Below are 17,495 nucleotides of genomic sequence, written 5' to 3'. Positions count from 1 at the left end.
ATCTCTATGACTATCACTATGGACACTTTACAGGGAGGGAAGGATAAGGCACTCTCGACTCGACGTATTTTTATAGCAGAGAGAACCTTGGACATAGACTATCGCCTGATCGCCTGTCAGGATCGTTTTCGTCAGATATCTCATCGCATCAATATCCAGCAGCTGGTTGAGGATTTTAACCGCCTGCGCCAAAAAGCCTTCTTCAAAGGTATTCATGCCCGCAATGAGGCCATTTCCTTTATTACTGTGCGTCTGGATGTGATGGCAGTTGTAGAAGATCTGGATGCGGAGCAGGAAGAGTCACGTTCTTTGCTGAGCAATTTAGTCAGTGAGCTCTATGATCTCAAGCCGGAAGTTGCAGCAGCTCACTAAGAAAAAACCACCCGATCTACTACTGATTGGGTGGTGAAATGAGCAAAATAATTTGATCACCTTTAACCTCTATTGAAGCGGGAACCCCTGGAGCCTGAATTATTTGGTTGGCAAAAGGAAGATCGCTTGTTCCGCCGTTACCATTTCCCCTGTTAGGAAATACCAGCCTTATCCCTGCACCACTCAAACCTTCAATGCTTCCTGAGTTGGGCAGCCCTATTTGGTAGCCCCCACCTCGACCTCCAACTTGGATAGTGTCCGATACCTCTTCACCATTCACTGTTCTTGTAAAAGTTTCTGGGTACGTCGTTTGACTTGGTAATTGAAAAGGTCCGTAAACCTCTCCATTTAAAGGGCTGACATGACTCTTTGCTAAGGCTTCCTGCACACGCTCATCGACACTTAACTCAATCTTTTTTTCTGGCTTAGGTATCTTCGCACTTATCGCGGCATCCACATCACGAGATTGCACTTCACTTGTTATCTGCCGCTGTATATCACCAATCGTATTTTGTATAGACTGCCGGGTTCCCAGCGGCACCGAGTTATCAATATACATATTGCCCATCTGATGGTTGGGCAATGGCTGGATATCACCCAATGCCGGCGAAGAGAACAGAAGCCCGGCTAGTACCAGCTTCAGCCCCGCCTCTTTGCTCATGATTCCCTTCATCGTGATATCCCCGGTATTCTGGCCTAACAGATAATATAGTTATAGACACCCCAGCCCCTGAGAACGCCTCCCTGACAAAATCTGGTCAGATTTCACCTCCCCAACCCGATTCCAGCCGCACCAACGCATTACAACTGGCTCTCCCGCACTCATCCCTTATAATGCGCGCAATCCTGATTTTGAGCCTTGGTTATCCATGAACCTCACCACTGTACGCCTGAAGAAAAACGCCGACCGCCGCATCAAGGCCGGCCACCTGTGGATCTACAGCAATGAAATTGATACCGCAGCCACGCCTCTCACGGCCCTGACACCTGGACAGCAGGCCGTTGTGGAATCCTCCACCGGCAAGGCTCTGGGTATCGCCTATTTCAACCCTAACACCCTGATCTGCGGCCGTCTGATCAGCCGTGACACCAAGCATGCTCTGGATGCATCACTGCTGGTACACCGCATCAAGATCGCTCTGAGCCTGCGCGAGCGTCTGTTCCCGGAGCCTTGCTACCGACTGATTTATGGCGACAGTGACAACCTGCCGGGTCTGGTTGTGGATCGTTTCCACGACTATCTGGTCGTACAGATTGGTACGATCGGCATGGAACTGATGCGTGATGAAATCGTAGAAGCTTTGGTTAAGGTTCTGAAGCCGACCGGCATTCTGCTGCGCAACAATGGCGGCGCCCGTACCCTCGAAGGCCTGCCTGAATATATTGAGGAAGCTTACGGTACCGTTCCTGATGAACTGCCGCTGGTTGAGAACAATACCCAGTTTCTGGCACCGGTTCGCACCGGCCAGAAAACCGGCTGGTTCTACGATCACCGTCCTGCCCGTGCATGGCTGAACAATATCGTCAAAGGTCAGCGCGTGTTGGACGTCTTCAGCTACATCGGCGGCTGGGGTGTTCAGGCGGCCAACCACGGTGCCAGCGAAGTCTTCTGTGTCGACAGCTCCCCGCTCGCTCTGGAATACGTACACAAGAACGCAGAACTGAACGGTGTTGGTGACAAGGTCGCCACCATGGAAGGTGATGCCTTTGCCGCACTGAAAGAGCTACACACCGCCCAGGAACGCTTTGATATTGTGGTCGTTGATCCACCGGCGTTTATCAAGCGCAAGAAAGATATCCGTAATGGCGAACAGGCTTACCGTCGTATCAATGAGATGGCCATGCGTCTGCTGGGCCAGAACGGCATCCTGGTGAGTGGTTCCTGCTCCATGCATCTGCAGAGAGATTCGCTGACAGATATCCTGCGTGCCTCAGCACGCCATATTGACCGTGAGATTCAGCTGTTTGCCGAATGCCATCAGGGTGCCGACCACCCAATTCATCCGGCCATTCCAGAAACCGCTTATATCAAAGCGATGTTCGGCCGCGTGCTGCGCGTTTAATAAAACAGGCATTAACTGAGAAAGCCTGACAATTAACAATAAAGGCTGACAAAAACAAAAGCCCTGCATCAATTTTGATACAGGGCTTCATTTTGTTTTCAAGAAAGTGATTATTTTATTGTTATGGGTAGCAAATCAAATTCTTGTGACGGACTGCACATTTTTTAAATCAATCTGAAATCATCAAGCAGACTTTGGCAGCTCGTCTGTACTGATTTCTTCGCCATTCAGGTCATAAACCTTGCAGGCTGCAGAAGCTTTGGCACGCCCCTGAATATAGGCTTTATCAAGCTTGGGAACACCAAAGCTGACATGCCGGTTGGACTGCCGGGCCTCAACACCAAGCTGGAAAGCAGCTTCTTCCGCACGCTGCGCCCAGCCCAGGCCTTTAATGTAATCTTCTTCCATCCGTGACATGACACCAGCGGCATACATGGTAAGAATATCTTCAACGCGCTCTTCCATTGCATCCATCACAGATGTATTACCAGTAACCATGAAGCATACCTCCTGAACCACTCTTTATATGTTTTTATAAAGGAGTGTTGTAGACAATGATGTGGTTAAAAAATTCCTCTTACCAAGCAGCTGATTTATTACAGCCCTTTCTGTGAAAAGTTTTTATATCGATTGCCTGCTTGTGTGAATATTTATACAGATATCTTTTTTTAAAGGCTTGCCTGTAAGTGGACAGTGACTTGACGATAAGTCTACAGGCTGTTCAAATGGTCACACGAATGTATAAGGATTCACATTCGTCATCAGTTGTAATGTGTTAATTCGACAGGTTGTCGCTGGCTAAGTTCCGTATCCCTCGGTCAGGGAAAGCTCAGCAATCAGTATGTCATATTGACCAGACAAACGTTACCAGGGATCTGGAGACTGCTGATGATCAAAATTATGGACACGGAAGGTCAGACTTCCCAAAGCCCGCTATCGCTTTGGGGTGACTTCCTGAACCATCTCCAACCTGTTGCCCTCGAACCACTCCCTGACACCAACCCTGAAGAGTTTCATGGACGCTTGCGTCTGGCCCATCTTGGCGACTTGCGTATCAGCATCCTCAACGCTACCGAACATTGCCTGCGCAACAAACCACCGTCTATCTCAGGAAAGCTTCGTAAAGAGTATGTCCTGATCATGCCAATCAATGGCTCCATCGTCGTACGACAGGATCGGAAGAACATTCCATTAGAAAGGGACAGAGCGTTACTGATTAATATCAGCTACCCCGTTGAAACAATTTATATGTCGCCAGCCAGCTGTTTGCAGGTGATGATTCCTGAAGCAAGACTGCGCCACTTGCAGAAGCTGCTGCCTGATAATCAGCCTCTGACTCTTACCTGCAAATCCGGGCTGGGAATGATCTTGCGCAATCAGAGTCTGGGGCTGATCAGTGGTCTGGCGGATATTGCCTGCGAGAAGGTCTGTCACACTCTCGGCCAGCAACTTATTAATCTGCTGACCCTGACTCTTCAGCATAATCAGCCGGAAACACAAAAGATCTCCTCTGAGCAGAAGCGACTGGCTGCCATTCTCACCGCCATTGACCGCCAATTGGAAGATCCGGAGATCAGTACAGATTCCGTGGCCAAAGCGGCCTGTATCTCCCGAGCTTACCTCTTCAAACTATTGAAGAGGCACCACACCAGCTTCCGGCAGGAAGTACTGAACCGACGGCTTCGGCGGGCAAAGGAGCTATTAAAAGACCCCAACCAAACTCATCTGCCAGTCTCAGACATTGCCTGGCGGCTCGGGTTCAACAGCCACAGCCATTTCAGCCGTACCTTTCAAAAAGAAACCGGCGTTACACCGACTGACTTCCGAAAACAGGATGAAACCGATATTTACAACCAGAATTTGGAGCTGGACCTGAACCTTTAACCACCCCGATGCAGCCCCAACCTCTAAATTAAAGCCCCATCTGCTTGGAGATAATCTCGTTCATGATCTCCCGGGTTCCGCCACCCAGAGACAGAATACGATTATCCCGGTAAAGCCTTTCCACCAGGCACTCTTCCATAAAGCCCATACCGCCAAACAGCTGTACAGCCTGATGAGTGATCTTGTCACTGCAATCGGTCGCAAAGTTCTTGGCCATAGACACTTCCTTAATGACAGAACGCCCCTGATTCATGGCATCAGCCACCTGATATGTCAGCGCATCGGAAGCCTGCAACAGTGTCGCCAGATCAGCCAGCTTGTGTCGTGTTACCTGGAACTTGGAAATCGAACGACCAAAAGCTTCACGTTGTCGCACATACGCTGTCGCTTGCTCCAAAGCGAGGCGGGAGGTCATATTAGCCATCAAAGCCAATAGCAGACGTTCATTTTGGAAGTTACCCATAATCGCTGCAAAGCCCTGATTTTCAGCACCAATCAGGTTACTGACAGGCACCACACAGTCTTCAAAGAAAAGCTCTGCGGTGTCTGAACAACGCCAACCCATCTTTTTAAGCTTCTTTCCTACAGAAAAACCCGGAGTACCTTTCTCCACCATAATCAGGCTGATACCACCAAAACCTTCACCACCGGTTCGTACGCCGACGGTATAGTAATCTGCACGACAGCCGCTGGTAATAAAGGTCTTGGAGCCATTTATTCGGTAGGTGTCGCCTTCTCGCACGGCACGGGTTTTCAGATTAGCCACATCCGATCCACCACCCGGCTCAGTAATCGCCAGAGCCGCAATTTTCTCCCCCCGCAAAACCGGAGGCACAACACGTTCCTTAAGCTCTGCACTGCCAAGACGAACAATGGGTGGAAGGCCAATATCATGGGAGCCGATACCGGCTGATAAACCACCAGACCCTGCTCTCATAATTTCTTCAGTGAAGACAACCTTGTGAAAAACATCACCGCCGCAGCCGCCCAGCTCTTCGGGGAAACCTATCCCTAAAAAACCGGCGTCACCGAGCTGTTTGTACAATTCAACTGGAAATTCCTGCGCGCTTTCCCATTCATCGATATGGGGCAAAACATTCTGCTCCACAAAGCGCCGGACAGATTCTCTCAAGAGGGCATGTTCATCGTTGAAATAGTGCTGAGAGAGCATAAATTCACCATATTTTCTTATTCTAATTTAGGTACTGCGTGCCGTTTTTTTCTTTGTCACTCCCCCTTATATTATGGGAAGAGAGCAAAGTTTGACCTCTATCAATGACACCCAGTAAGAGATTACCGAATACTGGTATCGAAAAATACAATCAGATAGGGATATAGGTACCGATATGTCAAATACCATCGAGAAGTTGAACGTCGTTCTTGCTAACGCAAACGTACTGTTTACCAAGCTTCACAACTACCACTGGCATGTTAAAGGTCCTGCGTTTTTCCAGCTGCACCTGAAAACCGAGGAGTACTACACTCGTTTCGCCACCATGTATGACGATGTAGCCGAGCGTATTCTGCAGCTTGAAGGCAAGCCTCTGGTAACCCTGAAGGATATTCTGGCCAAGGCCACCATTCTGGAAGAAGAGAAGACTGAGTTCAGTGTTGAGTACATCCTGAAGTCCATCATGGCTGACTTCAAGGAAATGCAGATGCAGTTCCAGGCGATCTCCGCCGACGAAGCCACTGACGACATCACCCGCGCTTACACTGATGAGCAGATTGGTCTGATTGAAAAAGACCTGTGGATGCTGAAGTCCAGCCTTTAATTCTTATAGCCTGTTCATAAGAACGGAAAGCCCCAAGCTACCAGCCATAGCCAAGTCCAAAGGTCAGGCTGGTAGCCGTTCTTACTCCATCGCTGGATGGCTTAGAGTCATAATCAAGGCTGTACAGAAGATTGAACCAGAGCCTTGAGCTGATCCGGTACTTCAAACCTAAATCCAGATCCCAGAGCAGCTGATCTGCATCCCCCAACCGATAAAACACGACCGAACCAAGCGTAGAATAAAGATCACCGCTTAAGTGCTGCATGCCGGATACGCTCCAACGAAGAGCCCAATGCTTCACATTGCCGCCGGTTTTGTAATCTTCCCAGAGATAGTTCAAACCGGTATCGGTTTTCAAACTGCCGGTACTGCGATCCCAGAACTCGTATCCCAAACCGCCACCCAGTGAATAGCGTCGGTAAGGGCTTTCATCGAGATCGTAAAGCCACATTCCGTTGGCCAGCGTATACCAATGTCGATCTAGAAAGCGGTTGTAGTCGTAATTAAGCCGCAGCCGCTTATCATCAAGAACATCATCTTCTTTGGCGTATTTGCCTTTCCAGGCAAATATATTCCGATGAACTCGGTCTCTCACATTTACAGAGCCAGAAGTGTTCACTTCACGTTCTTTGTGTTCACCGTCATTCAGCGCCAGTCCGAGATTCACAGAACCACTGTGCACCCAGCGATCGTCATCCGGCTCAACCGCTTGCAAAGACGCCAGATTCTCCTGACTGTCCAGTCTGGTACTATTACCTGATTCATCCGCCAGCCAGGTATGCTCTCCCTCACGGTAGAGACGAACCAGTCGGAAATTATCCTGACCTTTCATACGCACCCAGAGAAGAGATTCAGTCTCCACAGATTCGACAAAGCGGATATCAATATTGATCTCGCCAGCCCATTCGGTATCAAAGCGTACCTTGCCATCCTTAAGTTCAAGGATTTTGCCGGACAAAACATTTCCGTTATTCAGCAGCAGCGTATCCGCAAGACCAGGCAGGGATATAACAAGGCAAGTAACAAATGACACACAGAACCTGAAACAGCTCCGAATATACTCAGGCATCTCAAACATCTACTGGAGGTTATCTGATCAACAACAGGTGGAGATTACTCTCTAGCCGGATGATATGCTTGCACACATTTTATCGGACAGGAATACCATCGTGAGCGAACTCACGAGAAATCAGAAAATCTGGCTTGTGGTCAGCGAGATTCCAGAAGGCAAAGTAGCGACTTATGGCCAGATAGCCGAGCTTGCCGGTCTGCCCAACGCTGCACGGCTAGTCGGAACCGTTCTCTCTCAGTTGCCACCGGGAAGCCACCTGCCCTGGCATCGCGTAATCAATAGCCGTGGCGAGATATCTTTCCCTCAGGACTCTTCCCGCTACAGCGTTCAAAAGGAACGTCTGGAGCAGGAAGGTATTGTATTTATTGAGTCCAGACTAAGCCTAAAAGAATTTCGCTGGGACGGCGTCTCTATTTAACGCCAGAGTTAACTTTTGGGCGACATATGTCGTCCAAGATAACCCACCAGGAACAGAACCGGCAGGCCAATTAAAGCCGAGCCAATAAAGAAGGTCGGGTAACCCACAGCATCAACAGCAGTACCTGAGTACCCCGCCAAAAGCTTCGGAAGAAGCGTCATCAGAGAACTGAAGACCGCATACTGCATGGCGGTAAACGCCCGATTGGTAAGCCCCGAGAGATAAGCGACAAAGGCTGCTGACGCCAGACCACCACTCAGGTTATCAGCAGCAATTACACCAGCGAGCATCCAAGACTGTGGCTCAGAAACCGCCAGCAAGGCAAACAACAGATTGCTGACAGCCGCCAGAAAAGCTCCCAGCCACAGACTCTTCATAACGCCATAGCGTATCGCCAGGATCCCGCCAAGGAAGCCACCAGCAATGGTCATAAACAAACCAAATGTTTTTGTGATGGTGGCGATCTGCTGTTTGGTGTAACCCATATCGTCATAAAAGACGTTAGCCACCGCGCCCATAACAATATCGGAAATACGGAAGGTGCCCACCAGCAACAGGATAATAATTGCCAAGCGTCCAAAGCGGCTGAAGAAATCCCGGAACGGCGCAACGTAGGTTTCATCCACCATGGCTGGCGAGACAATATGCAAACGCACCATAAACCATGCTGCCAACAACCCACCAGCAGCACTTAATATCAGCCGCAATGCTTCTGCCAGAAAGGCTGCAACCAGCTCACCGGTAAGAGGTTGAAACAGCGAGGCAACAACACCTGTCTGTGTTCCAAAAACAATAAAGCCCGCCACAAACACTGCCGTAGCAACAGCAAACAAGCCGACAAAGCGCAGATAATCAACAGTGCCGTATTTGTGGGTGGATGACTGAACCTCAGGCTCGCGCACGCTGAAGGTGGTTATGATGCCCACCAGCATCAAGGCCGCCATACACAAATAGGCGTAAGACCAGGCCGTGTAATTGTATGGCGCACCATCCACGGCACCGAACCAGCTTGCCAGTGCCAGGGCTCCTGCCCCAGCAGCCAACATGCCTACTCGATAGCCGGCAATATAGGCCGAGGACATAAGCGCCTGAAGGTCGCTATCAGCCGCTTCAATCCTGTAGGCGTCAATCACAATATCCTGGGTCGCGGAGGAAAACCCGAGCAGCACCGCTCCCAAAGCCATCATCACCAAGCTGTCCTGAGGATTATGCAATGCCATAAATATCATCGCGCCGACAATAGCGAGCTGAGATACCAGCAACCAGGAGCGACGGCGACCAAGCCAATTGGTCAGAACAGGAAGAGGCAACCGATCAACCAGCGGTGCCCAGACAAACTTGAAGGAGTAACCCAGAGCAGCCCAGCTGAAAAACGTCACGGTGGAGCGTGCTACACCAGCATCCCGTAGCCACAGGGATAAACTGCTAAAGATCAGAAGGATAGGTAGACCAGCCGAAAAGCCGAGAAACAGCATGGAGAGTACACGCCCCTGAAAACAGGCTGCGATTGTTTCGCCCCAGCTGCGCGTTGCCTCAGACTGAACCTGCGCTGATGAATCCTTTCCCATGATTTATTTTCGGCTCCGTTGCCGGTTCGCTTTGGCGGTTTTTAGCAGAAACCGACCTGAACAATATCAGGCCGGTCATCCACAATAATTAGTCGCGGAAGTTATCGAACTGAACAGGCACTTCGAGCTTAGCTTCACGAATCGCAGCGATCGCATCCTGCAGATCATCACGCTTCTTACCAGTAACACGCACCTGGTCGCCCTGGATAGCAGCCTGCACTTTCATCTTGCTGTCTTTGATCAGCTTAACGATCTTTTTGGCCTGCTCTTTGTCGATGCCCTGCTTGATAACAACTTCCTGCTTAACCTGCTTGCCGGATGCATAGTGATCTTTCACTTCCATGCACTTGATATCAATCTTGCGGCTCACCATTTTGCCCTGCAGCATTTCCAGCATCTGCTTCAGCTGAAAGTCTGCTTCAGCAGTCATGGTGATGTTCTCTTTCTTGTGATCAAAGCTGGCATCAACACCGCGAAAATCGTAGCGGGTTGTCAGCTCACGGCTGGCCTGATCAACAGCGTTGGTCAGTTCGTGCATGTCCACTTCAGAGACGATATCAAATGAAGGCATTCACCATTCTCCTGTCTATTCAGAATGTTCCGTTTCAATGGCAGGATTTTAGCGGATAACGCGCGCCATAACAGTGCCAACAACCTTATTTATACACAGGTCCGTGTCTGATGTTCAGCCTTCCAGCCGGAAGCCTATTTTCACCGTCACCTGATAGTGAGCAATCTTGCCATCCATAATATGGCCCCGGTGTTCAACAACCTCATACCAATCCATATTTTTTATTGTCTGTGCCGCTTTCTCGATAGCATTTTTTAAGGCATCGTCACTGCTTACCGTTGAGCTGCCAACCACTTCCACTTTTTTATAAACATGAGCACCCATCATCCAACCTCCATTCACTGAATACACTAAAAAGTCTTCGTTCAGTATAGATAGCCTTTGAAATAAATAGCCTGTGAAATTCGTTGCGCAAATGCACTGATCAACAGGAGCGAGCTGTGCAACAATGCAGAACTGTTTCTTTGCTATAACGCTCTGTGTGAATCCCGTGACCCAACAGCAGCCTCAACATACCTGGCATATCCTTGGCGCAGGTGCCATTGGCACTTTGTGGACGGCTTTATTAACCCGAAGCGGTCTTTCGGCAACACTTTTGGTGCGCCCACAACGTCTTCCTGATCAGAAACAAGTATGTGATCTGAACATTCAGGAAGATGGTGAAACTACAACACTTCCCGTCACTCTCGAATCCACGAATTACACGACAAAAATTTCACACCTGCTGGTCACCACCAAAGCTGGCGATACCCTTTCGGCTATCGAATCTGTCAAAGAACGCCTGACAGAAGACGCCTGTATTGTTCTTTTACAAAACGGTCTGGGCAGCCAACAAGAGGTGGCTGAAAGCTTTACCAATCATCCAGTATTCGCAGGCTCAACCACAGATGGTGCCTGGCTTGCAGAATTCCTCAGCGTAAACCGAGCTGGCAATGGTGTGACCTGGCTTGGTGCCTCCAACCCGCTTGCGGAAGACAGGGAAGGTCTGATTTCGGATTTATTGAATCTGCCCGGCCTTGATGTTCGCCCAACCGATAACGTGTTGCAGAAACTCCAGGAAAAGCTGGCCATAAACTCTGCGATTAATGCTCTAACGGCTATTCATGGCTGCCCTAATGGCGAACTGCTAAAGCCTGAATTTCAGCCTCGCGTCGCAGCCCTCTGTGCAGAGACAGAAGCTCTGCTGGAAACGGAAGGCTTCCAGAGTGACTCTCCTTTGATGGACAAGGTGAACCATGTTCTGACTGTCACCTCAGCCAATATCAACTCTGCACTTCAGGATGTTCGCAATAACCGGCCAACCGAGCTTCCCTGGATTAATGGCTACCTTCTCAAGCTGGCTCATCGTAAAGGGCTAAAAGCGCGACATCATGAGCAACTTATGGCGGAACTCAAGGCCAGAGGCATTGAATAATAAAAGCGGAACGCTTTGCCATTTAAACAAGGCCATGTAATCTGGAGACTCTTTTTGCCACAGTGAGCCTGCGGACAAAGACGCAAAATGAACAGTTTCCAGGATTACCTGTCCCGACTGTCAATCAGCCGAAAGCTGGTATTGGTGATGCTCAGCGTTGTGCTGGGAGTTGCCATTGTCTCCAGCGCAGTGCTGATTGTGTCGGCTTACCTGGTTTCACGAAATAACTTTGTTCCTGCTAATGTGCAGGCTGTTTCCCGAATCCTTTCGGAACCAACCATTCTTAATACTCTACTGAGCAACCCTACCGAAGCCGAAAATATTCTGCAGGAAGCCAGCGAGTATTCTCAGATTAGTGCCATTGGCATCTATCAGGCTGATGGCTCGATCTATGCCTGCTTTGTACCGGCCGGTCTTCCCAAGCTTCCCAAACAAGCTCCGACCGAAGCGATTGAAGATACTGACTACCTGAAGATTGTCAGTGCCGGCGATGGCAAGGTGATCACCATTTACATTCAGGCCGATGCTTCACTTCCCATCGACTTTTATGCCGGAATGACCATTGCCGTTATCATTATTCTGGTTTTCATCCTGCTGTTCAGCAGCCTGGCAGCGGGCATGATCCGGCGAATTATCACACTCCCGGTTCTGCACCTGATCCGCATTGCCAATACCGTTTCCATTGAAGAGAACTACAGCGTTCGGGCGCAATCCTTTTTCCATGACGAGATTGGCATACTCGCTCAGACCTTCAACACTATGTTGACCCGAATTGAGGCGCGTGATCAGCTACTGACCACTGCCAGAGACAAGGCCGAGCAAGCCAGCCTTAAAGCCCAGGCGCTGGCTATCGAAACCCATCTCAGCAACAAACAGCTTGAGCAGGAAGTTCGTGGCCGCAAAGAAACTGAACGGCAGCTGACACGCCTGCAGCATCATCTGAACAGCATTGTCGATTCCATGCCATCAGCCCTGGTGGCTGTCGATGAAGAACTGACGGTGGCTCAATGGAATCGGGAAGCCTCTCTCCTGACCGGCCTGGATCACGATGAAGCCATGGGCAGCTACCTTGGCGAGGTGATGCCGTTTCTGATTGACACTCTGGGACAGGTGCAGGACGCACTGGATAATGAAAAAGCCGTTAATATTGAAAAGCTGCTGCTGGCTCTGCCAGTCGGCGAGCGTTATATGGACATGATGATTTATCCTCTGGCTGATGCCGACCAGCATGGTGCCGTGATTCGCTTGGATGACATCAGCCGCCGCATACAGCTGGAAGAGATGATGGTCCAGACCGAAAAAATGATGTCTGTTGGCGGCCTGGCAGCGGGAATGGCTCATGAGATCAATAATCCTCTTGGGGCTATTTTGCAAAGCGTGCAGAATATCCGACGTAGAGTGTCACCAGATCTACCGGCCAATACAGAGGTGGCAGAATCGCTGGGGCTAAAGCTGGAAGCCGTTGACGATTACCTTGCCCAGCGGGATATCAATAAATTCCTCGATAATATTCACAATGCCGGCGTGCGAGCCTCACAGATTGTTTCCAATATGCTGCAGTTCAGCCGCAGGGAAAGCCGGGATCTGACACCGACACCGATGGATGATCTGATTACTCAGACTCTTGATATCGCCGCGTCCGACTTCAATCTCAAACAAGGTTTCGACTTCAAACGGATTACCATCAATAAAGAGATTGCTCCTGATCTTCCTCCAGTTCCCTGTATTGCCAATGAAATCCAGCAGGTACTGCTTAACCTGCTGAAAAATGCGGCTCAGGCGATCAACAACCGCGAGGAGACAGACTGGCAGGGGCAGATCACCATAAAAGCCGAGAAGAAGGATAATCAGGTCATTATCACCGTAGAAGATAATGGTACGGGTATGCCTGAAGATATTCGCAGGCGTATTTTTGAACCTTTCTACACCACCAAGGATATTGGCAGCGGCACGGGACTTGGCCTTTCCGTCTCCTACTTTATTATCACCAACAACCATCACGGTTCGATTGGTGTGAAATCAACCCCAGGTGTAGGCACCGAGTTTACAATCGGGCTCAACCTGCCCACCTGACCACCCGATTCAGGCTTGTTATAATCCCCCTCAAATAAATTCCTATGCAAATAACAGATAGAAAGACAGAGGTTTCGGATGTCCTCCTGGCAGCAGCCTGATATTGAGTTAGTCATCACTGAAGATGTTCGCCAGGCACTGGCTGAAGATATTGGCAGTGGCGATATCACCGCAGAACTGATCCCTGCAGAGACTATGGCCGAAGCCCGGATAATCACCCGGGATGACGGTGTAATCTGTGGCCGTCTGTGGGTCAATGAAGTGTTCCAGCAGGTTGATGCCAGAGTCTCTGTGGAGTGGCATGTACAGGATGGTGATAACGCAGCTGCCAACACCGTACTCTTTACCCTCAAAGGCCCGGCCAGAGCTCTGCTAACCGGCGAGCGCACCGCTCTTAACTTCTTACAGCTGCTTTCCGGCACATCAACCCGCTGTGCTGAATATGCTCACCTCGTCGAGGGTACAGGAGTGAAGCTTCTGGATACCCGAAAAACCATTCCGGGCCTGCGACGCGCCCAGAAATTTGCGGTCAAAACAGGTGGTTGCCATAACCATCGCGTCGGGCTCTACGATGCATTCCTGATTAAGGAAAATCATATTGCGGCCTGTGGCGGTATTGCGGAATCTGTAACAACAGCCAGAACTCTGCACCCTGGTAAGCCTGTCGAAGTCGAAGTCGAATCTCTGGCTGAGTTTGATATCGCTCTAAAGAGTCAGGCCGATATTATTATGCTCGATAATTTCTCTCTGGATGATATGGCTACAGCGGTTGCGATTAATAAAGCCAATCCTGCCCATCAGGCCAAACTCGAGGCTTCTGGCGGCATCACCGACAGTACGTTACGAGCGATTGCAGAAACCGGAGTCGATTACATTTCCATTGGCACCCTGACCAAAGACTGCAAAGCCATTGACCTGTCCATGCGCCTGACCATGGAGAAACCGGCATAAATCAGCGTGCCTTTCTCCGTTAGACCGGTGCATAATGCGCCCTTAAAGCGATTGCAAACGTTTTCAATCAGGAGTTACGTATGTCTTCCACAATCCTGGTGACTGGCGGTGCCGGCTACATTGGCAGCCACACCTGTATTGAGCTGCTTGAGGGCGGCTATGACGTGGTTGTTCTGGATAATCTCTGCAACAGCTCACCGGAAGCTCTAAAGCGCGTAGAAACAATTACCGGCAAAGCCGTCACGTTTGTTGAAGGTGATATTCGTGACCGCACCATTCTCAAAGAGTTGTTTAATAAGTATGCCTTTGAGTCGGTTATTCACTTTGCCGGTCTGAAAGCTGTGGGTGAATCCTGCCAGATTCCATTGAAATATTATGATAATAACGTCAGTGGCACGACCATCCTTTGTGAAGAGATGGCACTGCACGGCGTGTTTAATATTGTGTTCAGCTCTTCAGCAACCGTTTATGGCGACCCTGCCAGCCTGCCGATTCGTGAAGACTTCCCTCTCTCTGCCACCAATCCTTATGGCCGCTCCAAGCTGATGGTCGAAGAGATTCTTGGCGACCTCTACAAGTCAGATAACCGCTGGAATATTGCCCTGCTGCGCTATTTCAATCCGGCTGGCGCACACAGCTCCGGCATGATCGGTGAAGACCCGAACGATATCCCAAATAACCTGATGCCTTATATCAGCCAGGTGGCTATCGGTAAGCGGGAAAAGCTATCGGTCTTTGGTGGCGACTACCCAACCATCGATGGTACCGGCGTGCGCGACTATATCCACGTTGTCGATCTGGCCAAAGGGCATGTATGTGCCATCAAGAAGCTCAGCACTGGCTGCGGTCTGAAAGCCTGGAACCTGGGTGTTGGTCAGGGGCACAGTGTTTTGCAGATGGTCGCAGCTTTTGAAAACGCATCCGGCCAACCTGTTCCTTATGAAGTGGTTGCACGCCGCCCTGGCGACATTGCCGAATGCTGGGCCGATGCTTCACTTGCCGCCCAGGAGCTCGGCTGGAGAGCTGAGAAAGGTCTGGATGAAATGATGGTAGATACTTGGCGCTGGCAGTCCTCCAATCCTAATGGCTATGGTAAAGAGTAACCGGTAGCAAGGATGACCCGCTTCCTGCCGGTTTTATTCTATCGGCAGGGAGCCTTTTCATGCGTTTGTTGTTCCGACAATTTATCCCAATCCTGCTTCTATCTTTACTCCTGATCACGAGTGCCAGAGCGGACTCGTGCCCGGATAGTTTCAGAGATAGCTCCAGAGATACCCTCCAGCAGGAACTGAGCACTCTTCTCAATTCCATAAACCATCATAATGATCTCTATGAAGATGGGCGTCCGGTTATAACTGATGAAGAGTATGATGCTCTTACCCGCCGACAACGTCTTCTTGAGCGCTGCCTGGGACTCACTCAAACAGCATCCACGCCACCATTAGATCAAAATCATCGTTACCCAATGGGCAGCCTCAGCAAAGCCGATGGTCCGGATGATATTGAAGCCTTTCTCGATAATGCCAGACGCTTGGGGTCTCCCGTCATCCTACAACCCAAGATTGATGGTATCGCCATCGAACTGGTTTACCGTTACGGAAAACTGGTTCAGGCACTGACACGTGGACAACGGCGTTCCGGAAAAGGGATTGATTTGATGCCCTTGATTCCAGCTATCTCCACCATTCCCAAACAGCTCCCCAACAACCTCGCTGAGATTGTTCTACATGGTGAACTGTATGCGCTAACCAGTAATGAGCATGCTAAAGGCTCTGCTTCCGCACGCCATTATGTGGCTGGACTGGTCAACAGAGGCAGTCCATCTATAAAAGAGCTGAAATATTTAAAGTTCTTCCCATGGCATTGGGTTAAAAGCCCCTTGGGCAATATTCAAGGTAATAACCTGGAGCTTGAGGAGTGGGGCTTTAACAACATCACAGCATCTACTCACCCGGTAAAGGATCTCTATGATGTCGCCAGCTTGAGAAACCAATACAGCCTCAAAAACAGGATGGAAGATATTCCGATGGATGGGATTGTGCTGAAACTCGGCAGTACGACTATTCAGCAGCGGCTCGGACATCTTGATGGCACGCCTTACTGGGCCATCGCCTGGAAATTTCCGTCCACAACCAAAGCAACATCCATTAAAGATATTACCTGGACAATCGGTCGAACCGGACAGGTTACAGTGATTGTTGAAGTAGAGCCTGTCACTGTGAACGGAATAACCATAACCCGCGTTAATATCGGGCCAGAGGAATACTTCTCCTCTCAGGATATAGCCATTCACGACACCATCTCTGTGTCTCTAAAAGGTGCAGCAACACCCGTGCATGGCAAAGTACTCAATCGCCCTGAGCACAGACATCATACGACGGTTCCGGCACAAAACAGGTTTAATGGAATGACCTGTTTACGCTACAGCCCGGAGTGCAAGGAACAGTTTTTGTCTCGGGTCTTGTGGCTTATTGGAAACAACGGCCTTGATATGCCGTCTGTGGATAAAAGAGATATCCAAACACTTATCGAAGAAGGAAAAATTCATACGCTAGCGGATCTATTCACCCTCACTGAAGATGAGTTACCACAACCCGCTCTGGATATTCTTAAAGAACCACAGCTCTCTTTGGCGCAATCGCTGAGGGCATTAGGTATTCCGGAAATCGGTCAAAAGCGAGCCGATAAACTTGCTGAAAAAGCGCGAAATTGGAGTGCTGTTTTTAAAACTTCACCAGAGCAAATTCAGGACTGGTTAGGCTGCTCAAGCAATAAGGCTCAGATGATGCACGACTATATCCATAGCCCTGAGATCACTGCGTTAGCACAGCAATTAATGAAATAACTTTAAGGAGCAGCATTCCGACAGTTAGAAGGCAGATACTGCACGATTGAAGGGAGAACATCCCGGTACTGGCAGTTCCAAATCGTACTTCCAGCAAGAGTGGGCGTTAACTGAATATAGCCATTGACACCGCTGTCACCTAATTCGGACCAGTCTGGATCAATCCGAATAACACCAGCCGTAATTGAAACTGATGAGATAAATCGGCTACTACCCGCTTTAGCCGTTTCATCAATATCGGAATTGGCCGCACTGCAATCACTGACATTGCCACGAGACTGGATACACTGAGAGACTGAAGCTTTCATCTCCGACATAATCGTTATGATCTCAGCGACTTTGGCACGAGTGGTATAACGCTGGTAGGCAGGTATGGCGATAGCGGCAAGAATGCCAATAACGCCAATGACGATCATGATTTCCAGCAAAGTAAAACCACGCTTTGATCTTCTATTGGCCATATCCCAAGTCCAGACAGGTGCTTTTAAT

The 17,495-nt window shown here is 49.7% G+C and carries 18 protein-coding genes; 10 read left to right on the top strand and 8 right to left on the bottom strand.

Annotation, left to right across the window (positions count from 1 at the left end):
• The first annotated feature begins 87 nt into the window (after nt 1-87).
• Nucleotides 88-372 (top strand): hypothetical protein, encoded by a 285-nt coding sequence (locus tag EHSB41UT_RS00410; RefSeq protein WP_087105811.1) that lies wholly within the window; start codon nt 88-90, stop codon nt 370-372.
• Nucleotides 373-391: 19 nt separating this feature from the next.
• Here the strand turns inward: EHSB41UT_RS00410 and EHSB41UT_RS00405 are convergent, their stop codons facing one another.
• Nucleotides 392-1,045 carry a hypothetical protein gene (locus EHSB41UT_RS00405; protein ID WP_087105809.1) on the bottom strand — a complete coding sequence of 218 codons (654 nt, stop codon included), beginning with the start codon at nt 1,043-1,045 and terminating at the stop codon, nt 392-394.
• Nucleotides 1,046-1,241: 196 nt separating this feature from the next.
• Between EHSB41UT_RS00405 and EHSB41UT_RS00400 the strand changes: the two genes are divergently transcribed.
• Nucleotides 1,242-2,435: a class I SAM-dependent rRNA methyltransferase gene (locus EHSB41UT_RS00400; protein ID WP_087105807.1), complete on the top strand. Its 1,194-nt coding sequence runs from the start codon at nt 1,242-1,244 to the stop codon at nt 2,433-2,435.
• Nucleotides 2,436-2,618: 183 nt separating this feature from the next.
• Here EHSB41UT_RS00400 and EHSB41UT_RS00395 read toward each other — a convergent pair whose 3' ends face one another.
• Nucleotides 2,619-2,933, bottom strand: a complete 315-nt coding sequence (locus EHSB41UT_RS00395; protein ID WP_087105805.1) for a hypothetical protein — start codon at nt 2,931-2,933, stop codon at nt 2,619-2,621.
• Between the two features lie 390 nt (nt 2,934-3,323).
• On the opposite strand from EHSB41UT_RS00395, the gene EHSB41UT_RS00390 reads away from it, so the two are divergent.
• Nucleotides 3,324-4,319 (top strand): AraC family transcriptional regulator, encoded by a 996-nt coding sequence (locus EHSB41UT_RS00390; RefSeq protein ID WP_087105803.1) that lies wholly within the window; start codon nt 3,324-3,326, stop codon nt 4,317-4,319.
• 28 nt (nt 4,320-4,347) lie between these two features.
• On the opposite strand, the gene EHSB41UT_RS00385 is transcribed toward EHSB41UT_RS00390, so the two are convergent.
• Nucleotides 4,348-5,490, bottom strand: coding sequence for an acyl-CoA dehydrogenase family protein (locus tag EHSB41UT_RS00385; RefSeq protein WP_087105802.1), 1,143 nt, complete (start codon nt 5,488-5,490; stop codon nt 4,348-4,350).
• 175 nt (nt 5,491-5,665) lie between these two features.
• Here EHSB41UT_RS00385 and EHSB41UT_RS00380 point away from each other — a divergent pair, with 175 nt between their 5' ends.
• Nucleotides 5,666-6,094, top strand: coding sequence for a Dps family protein (locus EHSB41UT_RS00380; protein WP_087105800.1), 429 nt, complete (start codon nt 5,666-5,668; stop codon nt 6,092-6,094).
• A gap of 37 nt (nt 6,095-6,131) precedes the next feature.
• On the opposite strand, the gene EHSB41UT_RS00375 is transcribed toward EHSB41UT_RS00380, so the two are convergent.
• Nucleotides 6,132-7,127, bottom strand: a complete 996-nt coding sequence (locus EHSB41UT_RS00375) for a DUF481 domain-containing protein (protein WP_165767102.1) — start codon at nt 7,125-7,127, stop codon at nt 6,132-6,134.
• A gap of 136 nt (nt 7,128-7,263) precedes the next feature.
• On the opposite strand from EHSB41UT_RS00375, the gene EHSB41UT_RS00370 reads away from it, so the two are divergent.
• Complete coding sequence (locus tag EHSB41UT_RS00370; protein ID WP_278248132.1) at nt 7,264-7,584, top strand: MGMT family protein; 321 nt, start codon at nt 7,264-7,266, stop codon at nt 7,582-7,584.
• A gap of 8 nt (nt 7,585-7,592) precedes the next feature.
• Here EHSB41UT_RS00370 and EHSB41UT_RS00365 read toward each other — a convergent pair whose 3' ends face one another.
• The 3 genes from EHSB41UT_RS00365 to EHSB41UT_RS00355 all read right to left on the bottom strand — a co-directional run bounded on the left by EHSB41UT_RS00365 (nt 7,593) and on the right by EHSB41UT_RS00355 (nt 10,050).
• Nucleotides 7,593-9,152 carry an AmpG family muropeptide MFS transporter gene (locus EHSB41UT_RS00365; RefSeq protein ID WP_087105794.1) on the bottom strand — a complete coding sequence of 520 codons (1,560 nt, stop codon included), beginning with the start codon at nt 9,150-9,152 and terminating at the stop codon, nt 7,593-7,595.
• 88 nt (nt 9,153-9,240) lie between these two features.
• Nucleotides 9,241-9,723 (bottom strand): YajQ family cyclic di-GMP-binding protein, encoded by a 483-nt coding sequence (locus EHSB41UT_RS00360; protein WP_087105792.1) that lies wholly within the window; start codon nt 9,721-9,723, stop codon nt 9,241-9,243.
• A gap of 114 nt (nt 9,724-9,837) precedes the next feature.
• Nucleotides 9,838-10,050: a dodecin gene (locus tag EHSB41UT_RS00355; RefSeq protein WP_207626528.1), complete on the bottom strand. Its 213-nt coding sequence runs from the start codon at nt 10,048-10,050 to the stop codon at nt 9,838-9,840.
• A 121-nt stretch (nt 10,051-10,171) separates the two neighbouring features.
• On the opposite strand from EHSB41UT_RS00355, the gene EHSB41UT_RS00350 reads away from it, so the two are divergent.
• From EHSB41UT_RS00350 to EHSB41UT_RS00330, 5 genes are all read left to right on the top strand, one after another.
• A complete protein-coding gene (locus EHSB41UT_RS00350) occupies nt 10,172-11,137 on the top strand; it encodes a ketopantoate reductase family protein (RefSeq protein WP_087105790.1) in 966 nt (321 codons plus the stop codon).
• Nucleotides 11,138-11,224: 87 nt separating this feature from the next.
• Nucleotides 11,225-13,210: an ATP-binding protein gene (locus EHSB41UT_RS00345; protein WP_087105788.1), complete on the top strand. Its 1,986-nt coding sequence runs from the start codon at nt 11,225-11,227 to the stop codon at nt 13,208-13,210.
• A gap of 78 nt (nt 13,211-13,288) precedes the next feature.
• A complete protein-coding gene (gene nadC / locus EHSB41UT_RS00340) occupies nt 13,289-14,161 on the top strand; it encodes a carboxylating nicotinate-nucleotide diphosphorylase (RefSeq protein WP_087105787.1) in 873 nt (290 codons plus the stop codon).
• 80 nt (nt 14,162-14,241) lie between these two features.
• A complete protein-coding gene (gene galE, locus EHSB41UT_RS00335; protein ID WP_087105785.1) occupies nt 14,242-15,264 on the top strand; it encodes a UDP-glucose 4-epimerase GalE in 1,023 nt (340 codons plus the stop codon).
• Nucleotides 15,265-15,323: 59 nt separating this feature from the next.
• Complete coding sequence (locus EHSB41UT_RS00330) at nt 15,324-17,006, top strand: hypothetical protein (protein WP_087105784.1); 1,683 nt, start codon at nt 15,324-15,326, stop codon at nt 17,004-17,006.
• 2 nt (nt 17,007-17,008) lie between these two features.
• Here the strand turns inward: EHSB41UT_RS00330 and EHSB41UT_RS00325 are convergent, their stop codons facing one another.
• A complete protein-coding gene (locus EHSB41UT_RS00325) occupies nt 17,009-17,467 on the bottom strand; it encodes a pilin (RefSeq protein ID WP_087106841.1) in 459 nt (152 codons plus the stop codon).
• Between the last annotated feature and the right edge of the window lie 28 nt (nt 17,468-17,495).

It is taken from the genome of Parendozoicomonas haliclonae, from assembly GCF_900174585.1.
Lineage (GTDB): Bacteria > Pseudomonadota > Gammaproteobacteria > Pseudomonadales > Endozoicomonadaceae > Sansalvadorimonas > Sansalvadorimonas haliclonae.
Note: the sequence above shows the minus strand (reverse complement) of the source record. Positions and strands in the feature narration are given on the sequence as shown.

What these genes read in the sequence shown, in the direction of transcription:
- EHSB41UT_RS00405 (WP_087105809.1), bottom strand. Translation starts at nt 1,045, where the DNA reads ATGAAGGGAATCATGAGCAAAGAGGCGGGGCTGAAGCTGGTACTAGCC.
- EHSB41UT_RS00400 (WP_087105807.1), top strand. Translation starts at nt 1,242, where the DNA reads ATGAACCTCACCACTGTACGCCTGAAGAAAAACGCCGACCGCCGCATC.
- EHSB41UT_RS00395 (WP_087105805.1), bottom strand. Translation starts at nt 2,933, where the DNA reads ATGGTTACTGGTAATACATCTGTGATGGATGCAATGGAAGAGCGCGTT.
- EHSB41UT_RS00390 (WP_087105803.1), top strand. Translation starts at nt 3,324, where the DNA reads ATGATCAAAATTATGGACACGGAAGGTCAGACTTCCCAAAGCCCGCTA.
- EHSB41UT_RS00385 (WP_087105802.1), bottom strand. Translation starts at nt 5,490, where the DNA reads ATGCTCTCTCAGCACTATTTCAACGATGAACATGCCCTCTTGAGAGAA.
- EHSB41UT_RS00380 (WP_087105800.1), top strand. Translation starts at nt 5,666, where the DNA reads ATGTCAAATACCATCGAGAAGTTGAACGTCGTTCTTGCTAACGCAAAC.
- EHSB41UT_RS00365 (WP_087105794.1), bottom strand. Translation starts at nt 9,152, where the DNA reads ATGGGAAAGGATTCATCAGCGCAGGTTCAGTCTGAGGCAACGCGCAGC.
- EHSB41UT_RS00360 (WP_087105792.1), bottom strand. Translation starts at nt 9,723, where the DNA reads ATGCCTTCATTTGATATCGTCTCTGAAGTGGACATGCACGAACTGACC.
- EHSB41UT_RS00355 (WP_207626528.1), bottom strand. Translation starts at nt 10,050, where the DNA reads ATGATGGGTGCTCATGTTTATAAAAAAGTGGAAGTGGTTGGCAGCTCA.
- EHSB41UT_RS00350 (WP_087105790.1), top strand. Translation starts at nt 10,172, where the DNA reads ATGCAGAACTGTTTCTTTGCTATAACGCTCTGTGTGAATCCCGTGACC.
- EHSB41UT_RS00345 (WP_087105788.1), top strand. Translation starts at nt 11,225, where the DNA reads ATGAACAGTTTCCAGGATTACCTGTCCCGACTGTCAATCAGCCGAAAG.
- nadC (WP_087105787.1), top strand. Translation starts at nt 13,289, where the DNA reads ATGTCCTCCTGGCAGCAGCCTGATATTGAGTTAGTCATCACTGAAGAT.
- galE (WP_087105785.1), top strand. Translation starts at nt 14,242, where the DNA reads ATGTCTTCCACAATCCTGGTGACTGGCGGTGCCGGCTACATTGGCAGC.
- EHSB41UT_RS00330 (WP_087105784.1), top strand. Translation starts at nt 15,324, where the DNA reads ATGCGTTTGTTGTTCCGACAATTTATCCCAATCCTGCTTCTATCTTTA.
- EHSB41UT_RS00325 (WP_087106841.1), bottom strand. Translation starts at nt 17,467, where the DNA reads ATGGCCAATAGAAGATCAAAGCGTGGTTTTACTTTGCTGGAAATCATG.